This is a genomic window from Acinetobacter sp. YH01005 (assembly GCF_013420465.1).
Classification (GTDB): Bacteria; Pseudomonadota; Gammaproteobacteria; order Pseudomonadales; family Moraxellaceae; genus Acinetobacter; species Acinetobacter amyesii.
In genome coordinates this window covers 104,828-117,191 of record NZ_VOYA01000006.1, presented here as the reverse complement: position 1 = coordinate 117,191, position 12,364 = coordinate 104,828, and the positions used below count along the sequence as shown (strand labels likewise).

Sequence of the window (12,364 nt, the reverse complement as noted above, 5' to 3'; positions counted from 1 at the left end):
GATTTTTTAGATCGGATGATCAGTATGAATTACATCATACCGCCCATGCCACCCATACCGCCCATATCAGGCATAGCAGGTTTATCTTCTGGGATTTCAGTAATCATACATTCAGTTGTAAGCATTAAGCCCGCAACAGATGCAGCATGCTCAAGCGCAGAACGTGTTACTTTAGCTGGGTCAAGAATACCCATTTCTAACATATCGCCATACTCTGAAGTCGCAGCGTTATAACCGAAGTTACCTTCACCGTTTTTCACAGCATTGATTACAACTGATGGCTCATCACCAGAGTTTGCAACGATTTGACGAAGCGGTGCTTCAATTGCACGACGTAAAATGTTGATACCAACATTTTGGTCATCGTTAGCACCAGACACACCTTCAAGTGCTTTTGCAGCACGTACAAGTGCAACACCACCACCTGCTACAACACCTTCTTCAACTGCAGCACGAGTTGCATGAAGTGCATCGTCAACGCGATCTTTCTTCTCTTTCATTTCAACTTCAGTTGCAGCGCCGATTTTGATTACAGCAACACCGCCTGCCAATTTAGCAACGCGTTCTTGAAGTTTTTCTTTGTCGTATTCTGAAGTAGATTCTTCAATTTGCGCACGAATTTGAGTTACACGTTCAGCAATTTGCTCTGCAACACCTGCACCATCAACAATTACTGTGTTTTCTTTAGAAACAGTCACTTTATGAGCTGTACCTAAATCTTGAAGAGACGCTTGTTCAAGTGACATGCCTACTTCTTCAGAAACTACAGTCGCGCCAGTTAAAATCGCGATGTCTTGAAGCATCGCTTTACGACGATCACCAAAACCAGGTGCTTTAACAGCACAAACTTTGATAATGCCACGCATGTTGTTTACAACAAGAGTTGCAAGTGCTTCACCTTCAACATCTTCAGCAATGATAAGAAGCGGTTTACCTGTTTTAGCAACAGCTTCAAGTACAGCAATTAATTCGCGGATGTTGCTGATTTTTTTATCAACAAGAAGAATGTATGGGTTTTCAAGTTCAGCTGTTAGTGTATCTTGCTTGTTTGCAAAGTACGGGCTGATGTAACCACGGTCAAACTGCATACCCTCTACAACATCTAGAGAATCTTCAAAGCCTGAACCCTCTTCAACTGTAATTACACCCTCTTTACCGACTTTTTCCATTGCTTGAGCAATAAGTTTACCAACAGTGGTGTCAGAGTTCGCAGAAATAGAACCTACTTGTTCAATCGCTTTAGAGTCAGATGCAGGTTTTGCAGTCGCTTTAATTTCAGCAACTACAGCTTTAACCGCGATATCGATACCGCGTTTAAGATCCATTGGGTTCATACCCGCAGTTACTGATTTAATCCCTTCATTAAGGATTGCTTGTGCAAGAACAGTTGCAGTTGTTGTACCGTCACCCGCGATGTCGTTGGTTTTTGAAGACACTTCACGAACTAGCTGAGCGCCCATGTTTTCAAACTTGTCTTTTAACGTGATTTCTTTAGCAACAGAAACACCATCTTTAGTGATGTGCGGCGCACCGAAAGAACGGTCGATGACAACGTTACGGCCTTTAGGACCTAAAGTCACTTTTACAGCATCTGCAAGTACATTTACACCCGCGATCATTTTTGAACGCGCTGAATCACCAAATTTTACGTCTTTAGCTGACATGGTTTACTCCAAAATTTTTAATATATTTTTCAAATCGAATTTGGTTCGAAAGTTCTGAGATTAGCCTTCAAGTACAGCTAAAATGTCAGACTCTTTCATTACAAGAAGCTCTTCGCCGTCAACTTTTACTTTAGTACCTGCATAAGCACCGAAAAGCACGTTGTCACCAACTTTAACGTCTAACGCACGAACACCGTTGTCAGTTACTTTGCCGTTACCTACAGCAATGATTTCACCTTGAGCTGGTTGTTCAGCAGCAGAAGTACTCAAGATTAAACCGCCAGCAGTTTTAGTTTCTTTCTCAACACGGCGGATAACGACGTTGTCATGTAAAGGACGAATCTTGCTCATTTCTAACTCCATAGACATTTAAAATGTCATTGATAACGATGTGAAGATGACTTCTTATTTCCTAGGTCATCGACAAAATTTTGATATGACACTTTTGTGGGGATGGAATAAAACGCTTCAAGGGCAAATTCTAAATTTTTTCATCTTTTTGTATTTTTTTTCTTCAAAATTTAAATTTAAATGGTTAAAGCTCATCTAAAACATGAGTGCTGAGATTTTCTTCAAATATTTTTAACTTTGAATGATAAAAATAATGCTGCACATTCATCTGCTCATCAATGACATTAAAACTGTTGGCAAGGTTCTCATGTAGGCGATATGACGTCGCTGTGCCTGCATGAATATCCCAAACGGGATGATCAACGCCTAAAGCATAAATTTGATTGAGGTCATAGCTGGCTGGAACATGTAAATGTCCATGCAATAAACCATTCAAACCGTGTTGACTCCACTGTTCGAGCGCCAAACGCCCTTGAACAGGACAATCTTTCACACCATGCGGGTCATTGGGCGGCGTATAAAAAGGTTGATGCGCTATGATTAATTTCACTTTATTGGGCGGCGCATGTTTAAGTAACTCCTCGACATAATGTATTTGCTCGAGCGACACATGCCCTCGCGTATGGTAACGACGACGAATACTATTGATCCCAATTAAGTAGAAATGCTCGGTTTCCAGTACATTTTCCATGGCACCAAAAAATAGTTGATAACGTGCAAAAGGACTAAAAACACGGTTCCATAAATGATACAGCGGAATATCATGATTCCCTGGCACAACGATATAAGGCAGCTTTAAGCTTTCTAAAAATTGCTTACATGCATAAAACTGACGATAGCGCGCACGTTGGGTTAAGTCTCCACTGGCAACCACGGCTTCGATACGATTTTCACGACAAAATTGCTGAATCGCGCGCATACACTCTGGCTTTTCAGTGCCAAAATGCAGATCAGACAGATGCAGTATCATGTGGCACCCGTATCTTTAAGGCTTGTTTTTGCACTCGAATTTTAAGCGGCGGTTTCATTTCTACAATCTCACCATCCACAGCAACGGTCATTTTTTTTCGTTGAGTATGTATCGTGACTTCATTAGCGGCAAAACTATACACATCTGGCGCATTGTCGATATTGCCACGGATCAACTGCCATAAAATTTTAAATAAAGTTTTCTTATCACTTTTTGCGACCACCACACCTGCAACTTTACCTGCTGCTGCATCTTTAGCAATTTGCAAATTTAAATCGGCCAATTGCAATTGGTTATTACCAAAAAAGATCAAAGGCGTTTTGACTGGATAAATATGATGATCAACTTCAATTTCCAATTTCAGCTCTTTACGATCTCGAATCAGTACATCCAAACCCGAGGTATAAGCATGTAATGGGAAACGACCAAACTTTTGATTATAAAATTCTCTTTTTTGTATAAATAAAGGATACAAGCCCAAACTGGCATTGTTTAAATAGATATGTTCGTTGATTTGCGCCACATGCACCTGTCGATTATTGCCTGTCGCAATCACCTGTGCCGCTTGAATTAAATCGAGAGGAATATTGAGTACGCGCGCCACATAATTAAATGTGCCCAAAGGTAAGACCCCCATAGGAATATCGGTATGCATCAAACGGTGAGCAACTGCATTTAAGGTTCCGTCCCCGCCTGCCGCAACGACAACGCCCAAATTATCGGGGTCTTGGTGGCGTGCAAACACCTTGCTCATTAAAGTATCAAAACTGGCTTCTTGCCCAAGCTCAAATGACTGTATTTCGAAATCATGATCGGATAATATCCGCACAAGTTCCTCATAGACTTCATCTTTGTTTGCAGCATGAAATCCTGATTTTTTATTATAGATAATAGATAAAGGCTTGGCTTGTTTAATCACTTTTTATACATCTTGGCCGCTTAGTTTTGTATTTTGTCGAATTTAACAGCAAATAATAGCGCCTTTATGTAAAAATCGAATTACCACCATTTATTTAAACAATAATAATTCTCAAATATCAAATACATGCAACTTTTTGTTTTTATTAAAAATAACTATATAAAATATTGTCCATCACATTAATAAATAAAGTTAAAATTCGCCATAAAATATAGTAAGTTATTGTATTTTATTTATATTTAACTTAAATAGCATTAACTACCAAAAAAAATCTACCACTTCTTTAGTCTTATTTTTTTTATGATTTTATGCTTTAATACAGCCACTTTTTTTCATCTTTTATCTGCATGATGTATCCCATAATGCAGATTATACTTTGTACGGTTAGTACATTTTTGAGATAGGCCTCACCATGACCCAAGTGAACGCACCAGAATTCGTTCGTCACCCTAAGCTCATTGCTTGGGTGGAAGAAATTGCCAAATTAACCAAACCAGCAAAAATCGAATGGTGTGACGGTAGCGCAGAAGAATATCAACGTTATATCGACTTGATGATCGCTAACGGCACTATGCAAGAACTTAACCAAGAAAAACATCCTGGTTCTTACCTTGCTAATTCTGATCCTTCTGACGTTGCTCGTGTTGAAGGTCGTACTTACATCTGTTCTGAAAAACAAGAAGATGCAGGCGCAACAAACAACTGGGAAGCTCCAGCTGAAATGCGTGCTCGTCTGAATGGTTTATTTGACGGTTCAATGAAAGGCCGTACTTTGTACGTTGTTCCTTTCTCTATGGGTCCTTTAGGTTCTCATATTGCTCACATCGGTATCGAACTTACTGATTCTCCTTACGTTGCTGTAAGCATGTCTAAAATGGCTCGTATGGGTAAAGCTGTTTATGACGTACTTGGTACTGACGGTGACTTCATTCCTTGCGTACACACTGTTGGTGCTCCGCTTGAAGAAGGTCAAAAAGACGTTGCTTGGCCTTGCAACCCTGAAAAATACATCGTTCATTACCCAGAAACTCGTGAAATCTGGTCTTACGGTTCTGGTTACGGCGGTAACGCATTGTTGGGTAAAAAATGCCTAGCTTTACGTATTGCATCTTCTATGGGTCGTCAACAAGGTTGGTTAGCTGAACACATGCTCATCCTTGGCGTGACAAACCCACAAGGCGAAAAACACTACATCGCAGCTGCATTCCCTTCTGCGTGTGGTAAAACAAACTTCGCGATGTTGATTCCACCAGCGGGTTACGAAGGTTGGAAAATTGAAACTGTAGGTGACGATATTGCTTGGATCAAACCAGGTGAAGATGGTCGTTTATATGCAATCAACCCTGAAGCTGGTTTCTTCGGTGTAGCACCTGGTACAAATACCAAGACTAACCCAAACTGTATGGCGACTCTTCATAAAGACGTAATCTATACCAACGTTGCTGTAACTGACGAAGGTGAAGTATGGTGGGAAGGTCTGACTAAAGAAGCGCCTGCTAACTTGACTAACTGGAAAGGTCAACCACACACCGGCGAAGAAAAAGCAGCTCATCCAAATGCTCGTTTCACTGTTTCAGCTGGTCAATGTCCTTCTATTGATGCCGACTGGGAAAATCCAGCAGGTGTTCCAATTTCTGCGTTCATCTTCGGTGGTCGTCGTGCAGACACAGTGCCTCTAATTTCAGAAGCATTTGACTGGGTTGACGGTGTTTACAAAGCTGCAACTATGGGCTCTGAAACAACTGCTGCTGCTGTTGGTCAACAAGGTATCGTTCGTCGTGACCCATTCGCAATGCTTCCATTTGCGGGTTACAACATGGCTGACTACTTCTCTCACTGGTTAGAACTTGGTGAAGAAGTTGCTGCTAAAGCTAAAGCTGCTGGCAATAAACTTCCTGGTATCTACAACGTGAACTGGTTCCGTCGTGATGCTGAAGGTAACTTTGTATGGCCTGGTTTCGGTCAAAACATGCGTGTTCTTGAGTGGATCATTGACCGTTGTGAAGGTCGTGCAGACGCTGTTGAAACACCTATCGGCCTTGTTCCAACATACGAACAATTGAACTGGACTGGTTCAGACTTCACTAAAGAGCAATTCGAGCTTGTAACTTCTCAAGATAAAGATCAATGGATCAAAGAACTTGAAAGCCACACTGAATTGTTCAACAAACTTGGTGATCGCTTACCAAAAGCACTTAAAGTACGTCAAGAGGAGCTTTTAGAAGCTGTAAAAAAATCTGCTTAATCGGCCTTTAATTTCCCTCCTTTAAAAGAGGGATTAAGAAAGATTTAAAAGACCGCCTTGCGCGGTCTTTTTTATATCAACTAAGCCACATCTTGAGCTTTTTGCTTTATACGTATTGCCATTAAGTACTCGTCCAAAACATCAACTTCAGATGCACTGAATTGCAAATATAAGTTTGTGCGTCTTTGCAAAATATCTTCAGAGCTTCTCACCCATTCCTGCTCAACTAAATAATCCACTTCTTGAGCATACAAGCCATGTCCAAAGTTTTGCCCCAATTCATCAATCGAAGTTAAATGATTCAGCAAAATCCAGACACGTGTTCCATAAGCATGCGCCCAACGACTGGCCAGGTTGCTCGAAACCCCTCGCACTTTTTGTTGGATTTCAACTATCAACTGCTCTACCGATTCTAAATTTTCCGCACCGGGCAATGTTGCATCAGCAGTCCACGGTTTGGATCGATGATGAAAAACCGTTTTAAGCTGATCTAATGCCGCTTCTGCTAATTTTCGGTAAGTGGTAAGTTTGCCACCAAAGATTGAAAGTAATGCAGCCCCTTCTACATCGGTCAGTGCCAAGGTGTAATCTCGCGTGACTGCGGCTGGATTATCTGACTCATCATCACACAGCGGACGCACACCTGAATAAGTTGAAATGATGTCCGTTTGCGTCAATTGAGTTTTAAAGTGATCATTTGACACATCAAGCAAGTAATCGATTTCTTCCTGGCTTATCTTTACTCGATTTGGGTCTGAGTGATATTCACGATCTGTCGTGCCGATCAAGGTATATTGTTCTAAATAAGGGATCGCAAAGACAATGCGATGATCATCATTTTGCATAATAAAAGCTTTATCACCCTCAAAAAGTTTTGGAACAATGATATGACTACCCTGTATCAGCCGTATACCATAAGGTGACTCTTGCTTTAACCCCTGTTTTATAAATTCAGCGACCCAAGGACCTGCCGCATTCACCAAGACTTTAGCCTGCACATTTTGCAATCCCTTGGCATTTTTTAGACATACCTGCCAAATTCCACCTTTACTATATGCATTTAAACATTCTGTTCGAGTCAGAATCTGTGCACCATGTTCTCGTGCTTGTATTGCATTGAGTACAACTAAGCGTGCGTCATCTACTGCACAATCGGAATATTCGAACCCTCGGGTAAATTTGGATGCTAAAGGACTAGCTTCCACATCAAATTCAATTCCATTTGAACCTGCAAGCTGTTCACGTTTACCCAAATAATCATAAAAGAATAATCCAGTACGAATCAGCCAAGCCGGACGTAAGTGCGGTTCATGTGGCATGATAAAACGCATCGGTCGAATAATATGAGGGGCTTTTTTAAGGAGAACTTCGCGTTCTGCGAGTGCTTCACGTACCAAACGAAATTCTTTATGTTCTAAATAGCGCAGACCACCATGAATTAATTTGCTACTTGCAGATGAAGTGTGGCTCGCGAGATCGTCTTTTTCACAGAGCAAAACACTTAAACCCCGCCCCGCTGCATCACAGGCAATACCAACACCATTTATTCCACCACCAATGACCACCATGTCATATATTGATTGTTGTTGTGTATTCATCGCTCCCTCCCGCTATGTCTTTTTATTCAACAATGCTTCGTTTTCTTTGCTTTATTATTTTTCTCATTGATCATGCTTTTTGGATCAAGTACCTATTTTGATCAAGATATCTGTACGCTGAGTTTTTTATATCCTTCAATAAATGAGAAGTTATATTTTAAATGTACGTTTAAAAGCTTGCTGGCTCAAGCATGAAATCAATCATTTTAAAGTCAGAACCTATATTCAAAGCAAACATAATTACAAGCAGTTGATTTGTATTTTTTTTCAACCTAATCTTTTTTAAAATTTTATTTCAAGCTTTTATATATTGCATGTTCAGCTGCAGAAGCCTTCAGTTTTGATGTACCCCGTTTATGCACTTACAGATACCATCTTTGGTGGTACTGCAGAATTTTTTGCCCTAAGTTTCAAAGAAGCTGGCTATGAGACATGGTTCTTCATCTATGTAACCATCATGATTTTTATTTCATTATTGGTCTACGTCTTTATGAAAGACACCAAACACCATTCCAAAATTCAGGAGCATTGATCAGGTTCATTTGATGATGACTTATTGATCAAGCTGATCAAAAACAGCATGTTTTTCCAATCAAAGCCTCAATCGATGAGGCTTTGTTGTTTTCATTTAGTCGTGAAAAATCTATCTGATCAAAAAAATCGCATTTTATAGACTAAAGTCGCATGATTTTCTGCGACAACAGGAGTATAAATTAAATAAATATAGTTCCATCTCCCATTTCGACAAAATATATTGATTTAAACTTTTCCCAAAGAGTTTAAATGGATATGTTTTGCATTCATTCCTTGGAGAATGATGTGTCAAACTCATCTGAGCCAGTTGTTCCTGAACAATTGGATAGAAAAACTCGTGTCAAATCTATCCTCGGCGGATCTGCCGGCAACCTCGTTGAATGGTACGACTGGTATGTCTACGCTGCCTTTACCCTTTACTTTGCACCGCAATTTTTCCCTGACGGTGACAATACTGTAAAACTCTTACAAGCAGCTGCAGTCTTTGCACTCGGTTTCTTAATGCGTCCAATCGGCGCATGGGTCATGGGTATTTATGCGGACCGTAAAGGTCGTAAAGCAGGTTTAACGCTGTCTGTATCGTTGATGTGTGTCGGCTCACTGATGATCGCATGTGCACCAACCTATGATTCTGTAGGCATGCTCGCACCCGCTATTCTACTTTTAGCGCGTTTACTCCAAGGCTTAAGTGTTGGTGGTGAATATGGTTCTAGTGCCACCTATTTGACTGAAATGGCAGGTAAAAACCATCGTGGCTTCTTCTCAAGTTTCCAATATGTCACACTGATTTCAGGTCAGCTATTGGCACTTTGCGTTTTAATTATCTTACAACGCAATTTCTCAGAACAAGCTTTAACTGAATGGGGCTGGCGTGTTCCGTTCTTCATCGGTGCATTACTCGCTATTGTGGTGTTCTGGATTCGTCGCGGTTTAGTTGAAACTCAATCCTCTAAAGAAGCTCAAGAACAAGCTAAAAATGGTGGTCCAAAATCAGGTGCTTTAGCGTTATTTACCAAATACCCTAAACAAGCCTTCACTGTGATCATGTTGACTGCCGGTGGTACTTTAGCGTTCAACACTTTTACCACATATTTACAAAAATATTTGGTCAACACGTCTGGCTTTGAAAAAACCACAGCAACTGAAATTACCACTGCTGCAATTTTCATCTTCATGCTTTTACAACCTGCTGTCGGTGCGCTTTCAGACAAAATTGGTCGTAAGCCAATTATGATCGCCTTTGGTGTGCTTGGTGTGCTGTTTACCATTCCTATTTTCAATGGTATCGGTTCAACTACCAGCCCAACCACAGCATTTATGCTTTGCATGAGCGGTATGGTGATTGTCACTGGTTATACTGCGATTAATGCCGTAGTAAAAGCAGAGTTGTTCCCTGCACACATCCGTGCCCTAGGTGTTGCATTGCCTTATGCCATTGCAAATACACTCTTTGGTGGTACCGCAGAACTTGTAGCTTTGAGCTTCAAAAATGCAGGCCATGAAAACTACTTCTTCTACTACATTACATTCATGATTGGTTTATCTTTAATTACCTATGTCTTCATGAAAGATACGAAAAAACATAGCATGATCACTGACGATTAATTCGCTCAGCCCTGCTATTCCACTTAAGCTCATCAAAGCCTATTTTGATGAGCTTTTTTTATCTCCATTTCCATCTACTCATCGTTTCGGCTGCATCAAAGATTTAATCAAACTTCTTTGGCTTTCTTGGTTTTCGCCATCGAGTCGACAGACGGACTATGGCATACTGAACATACAAATACACACGGCGAATGAATGATGAAAAATATTTACAAAGTTTTAAGTTTGGGTATTGTTGCAATGTCGATGGCTGCTTGCCAAAGCACTCCACGTGCTTTTAATGGTCAAACGGGCTTTCAAATAGAGTCCAAATCTGCAGATAGCGCAACACTTGCATATACTTTAGCGGGTCGCCAAAACCAACAACTGGATGCCAATAAATTACAACGTGCTTGCCAAAAAGTATTAAATACGCAAAAGACCTATAAATTACAAATCTTAAGCGTGAACGAAATTGCAAATCCTGCTTTGGAAAATACCCAGTACGGCCGTCAAATTGGTAATACACGTGCGAACTTCGGTCTATCAAATACTCCTGATCTACGTAACTCTGAAAACTTAGGCGCGCGTGATGCACTCGATGCTCGCCCTGCCACCTTACGTGTGGTTCGCTATACCTGTTCTTAATCAAATTTGCTGTTCAAAAGATAAAAATAAGACGCTTAAAGCGTCTTATTTTTTATGGGTTTAATATTTATAGGGTTTTATAAAAACTCACATTACGAAACTCAGGTGATTCATCCAAATCAGGCCATGTTGTCGCGCTTCGTTCATCGAGTTTTTCATATTTAGGATGACTAAAGTTTTTCACACGACTGTCTGCCACCCACACTTCAGGAGCAAACTTTAAAAACTCATCCAAAAAGAAACGATTGCATTGGTCATACAGCACATCGGCAGCCAATAAAATATCGACTTGCTCCGCTTTATACAGATCATCTAAATATTCGAGTTCAACATTGTTTAGCTCTGCATTGGCACGGCATGCATCTAGGCTCACTTGGTCGATGTCACAGCAGATCACGCGTTTCGCCCCTGCCATTTTCGCGGCAATCGCCACCACGCCTGAACCTGCACCAAAGTCCAACACGACTTTATCTTTGACATGATGCGGCTCTGCCAACAACCACTGCGCCATTGCAAGCCCTGAAGCCCAACAAAAGATCCAATACGGCGTGTCATTCCATATACGGCGAATGACTTCATCATCCAATTTATCGGTTGGAAATACCGGTGGAATCAACCATAGAGAAATCGGGGTTTCAGGCAACGGTTGTGCATGTAATTCACAATGCGGAATGACTTCATGAAGTGCTTTAAGTAAATGTTCAGGGGCTTTAGGAAATTGGAAAGTACAGCTCATATTAAGCCTTGGGGATGATTTTATTTGAATTTATAAACGTATCAGATACGCGACATCGTCATCTGCTGCTGTGCGAGACAGACCTCAATCGAATGAACACTTTTTCTGCGACACCATTAATCAAAAAACTGATTATGTCGAGTTCAGCAGATGACAAATGGTTTTGGTTACTTTTGCCGAAACAAAAGTAACATACGGTCTTCTTACATTTAAAAGTCATAACGGTAAGACTCCGTTGTGACATAAATATCTTTTAATTAAAAGATTAACCCAACGCTTTTTCAGCAGCTTCAACAGTTTGACGAATCAACGTTGTAATGGTCATAGGACCTACACCACCCGGAACAGGTGTATAAGCAGAAGCAACTTCTTCAATACCCACCAATTGGATATCACCTACACCGCCGCCATCACGTGGATGGAAGCCAGCGTCAACAACCACTGCACCTGGTTTGATCCAATCTTTTTGAATCAATTCAGCTTTACCTACCGCACCCACAATAATGTCAGCTTGCTTAACAAAGTCAGCTAAGTTTTGAGTACGTGAGTGGCAAGTGGTCACTGTTGCATTCGCTTCAAGTAGCATCGCAGACATTGGTTTACCCAAAATTGCAGAACGACCCACAACAACCGCATGTTTCCCTGCGATTTCAATGTTGTTTTCTTTTAAAATGGTCATGATGCCTGCAGGAGTCGCAGAACCATATGCTGCTTCACCCATTGCCATACGGCCGAAACCTAAGCAGGTCACGCCATCTACGTCTTTTTCAAGAGAGATCGCATCGAAACATGCACGCTCATCAATTTGATCAGGTACGGGGTGTTGTAACAAAATACCGTGAACATCTGGGTTTGCATTTAATTTTTCAATTTCAGCAAGCAATTGCTCAGTTGTGGTTTCTTTAGGAAGCTCAACTTTTAATGAATCCATACCAACACGGCGGCAAGCATTCCCTTTCATACGTACATAAGTTGCAGATGCACCATCGTCACCTACCAAAATAGTCGCAAGAATTGGGGTACGACCAGTTTTCTCTTTTAGCGCTTCTACGCGAGTCAACAAGTCAGCTTCAATTTTCTTCGCCAATGCACGACCATCTAAAACTAATGCCACG

General features: G+C 40.9%; 10 protein-coding genes and 1 pseudogene. 4 read left to right on the top strand and 7 right to left on the bottom strand.

The annotated features are described in order from the left end of the window. Positions 1 to 29: 29 nt before the first annotated feature. From groL to FTT72_RS05670, 4 genes are all read right to left on the bottom strand, one after another. Complete coding sequence (gene groL / locus FTT72_RS05685; RefSeq protein ID WP_180178006.1) at positions 30 to 1,664, bottom strand: chaperonin GroEL; 1,635 nt, start codon at positions 1,662 to 1,664, stop codon at positions 30 to 32. A gap of 60 nt (positions 1,665 to 1,724) precedes the next feature. Continuing rightward, the gene (groES, locus tag FTT72_RS05680; protein ID WP_078189876.1) at positions 1,725 to 2,015 is read right to left on the bottom strand and encodes a co-chaperone GroES; all 291 of its coding nucleotides are present in this window, start codon (positions 2,013 to 2,015) and stop codon (positions 1,725 to 1,727) included. A gap of 184 nt (positions 2,016 to 2,199) precedes the next feature. Next, a complete protein-coding gene (locus FTT72_RS05675; protein WP_180178005.1) occupies positions 2,200 to 2,985 on the bottom strand; it encodes a metallophosphoesterase in 786 nt (261 codons plus the stop codon). Continuing rightward, a complete protein-coding gene (locus tag FTT72_RS05670; protein ID WP_180178004.1) occupies positions 2,966 to 3,904 on the bottom strand; it encodes a diacylglycerol kinase family protein in 939 nt (312 codons plus the stop codon). Before FTT72_RS05670 ends, FTT72_RS05675 begins: the two co-directional genes overlap by 20 nt. 412 nt (positions 3,905 to 4,316) lie before the next feature. On the opposite strand from FTT72_RS05670, the gene FTT72_RS05665 reads away from it, so the two are divergent. Continuing rightward, positions 4,317 to 6,149: a phosphoenolpyruvate carboxykinase (GTP) gene (locus FTT72_RS05665; protein ID WP_180178003.1), complete on the top strand. Its 1,833-nt coding sequence runs from the start codon at positions 4,317 to 4,319 to the stop codon at positions 6,147 to 6,149. Positions 6,150 to 6,229: 80 nt separating this feature from the next. Here FTT72_RS05665 and glpD read toward each other — a convergent pair whose 3' ends face one another. Next, on the bottom strand, positions 6,230 to 7,747 hold the full coding sequence (glpD, locus tag FTT72_RS05660; protein WP_180178002.1) for a glycerol-3-phosphate dehydrogenase: 1,518 nt from the start codon (positions 7,745 to 7,747) through the stop codon (positions 6,230 to 6,232). Between the two features lie 355 nt (positions 7,748 to 8,102). Between glpD and FTT72_RS05655 the strand changes: the two are divergent. The 3 genes and pseudogenes from FTT72_RS05655 to FTT72_RS05645 form a co-directional block, all read left to right on the top strand. Beyond that, positions 8,103 to 8,279: pseudogene (locus tag FTT72_RS05655) on the top strand (alpha-ketoglutarate permease); the annotation flags it as partial. Between the two features lie 287 nt (positions 8,280 to 8,566). After that, positions 8,567 to 9,886 (top strand): MFS transporter, encoded by a 1,320-nt coding sequence (locus tag FTT72_RS05650; protein WP_078190125.1) that lies wholly within the window; start codon positions 8,567 to 8,569, stop codon positions 9,884 to 9,886. A 198-nt stretch (positions 9,887 to 10,084) separates the two neighbouring features. Then, complete coding sequence (locus FTT72_RS05645) at positions 10,085 to 10,513, top strand: hypothetical protein (protein WP_078193296.1); 429 nt, start codon at positions 10,085 to 10,087, stop codon at positions 10,511 to 10,513. A gap of 67 nt (positions 10,514 to 10,580) precedes the next feature. Here the strand turns inward: FTT72_RS05645 and FTT72_RS05640 are convergent, their stop codons facing one another. Continuing rightward, positions 10,581 to 11,249 carry a methyltransferase gene (locus tag FTT72_RS05640; protein ID WP_180178001.1) on the bottom strand — a complete coding sequence of 223 codons (669 nt, stop codon included), beginning with the start codon at positions 11,247 to 11,249 and terminating at the stop codon, positions 10,581 to 10,583. Positions 11,250 to 11,514: 265 nt separating this feature from the next. Then, on the bottom strand, positions 11,515 to 12,363 hold the full coding sequence (gene folD, locus FTT72_RS05635) for a bifunctional methylenetetrahydrofolate dehydrogenase/methenyltetrahydrofolate cyclohydrolase FolD (RefSeq protein ID WP_180010998.1): 849 nt from the start codon (positions 12,361 to 12,363) through the stop codon (positions 11,515 to 11,517). Between the last annotated feature and the right edge of the window lies 1 nt (position 12,364).

Excerpts from the sequence above, each read along its gene's own strand:
- groL (WP_180178006.1), bottom strand. The coding sequence starts at position 1,664 with ATGTCAGCTAAAGACGTAAAATTTGGTGATTCAGCGCGTTCAAAAATG.
- groES (WP_078189876.1), bottom strand. The coding sequence starts at position 2,015 with ATGAGCAAGATTCGTCCTTTACATGACAACGTCGTTATCCGCCGTGTT.
- FTT72_RS05675 (WP_180178005.1), bottom strand. The coding sequence starts at position 2,985 with ATGATACTGCATCTGTCTGATCTGCATTTTGGCACTGAAAAGCCAGAG.
- FTT72_RS05665 (WP_180178003.1), top strand. The coding sequence starts at position 4,317 with ATGACCCAAGTGAACGCACCAGAATTCGTTCGTCACCCTAAGCTCATT.
- glpD (WP_180178002.1), bottom strand. The coding sequence starts at position 7,747 with ATGAATACACAACAACAATCAATATATGACATGGTGGTCATTGGTGGT.
- FTT72_RS05645 (WP_078193296.1), top strand. The coding sequence starts at position 10,085 with ATGAAAAATATTTACAAAGTTTTAAGTTTGGGTATTGTTGCAATGTCG.
- FTT72_RS05640 (WP_180178001.1), bottom strand. The coding sequence starts at position 11,249 with ATGAGCTGTACTTTCCAATTTCCTAAAGCCCCTGAACATTTACTTAAA.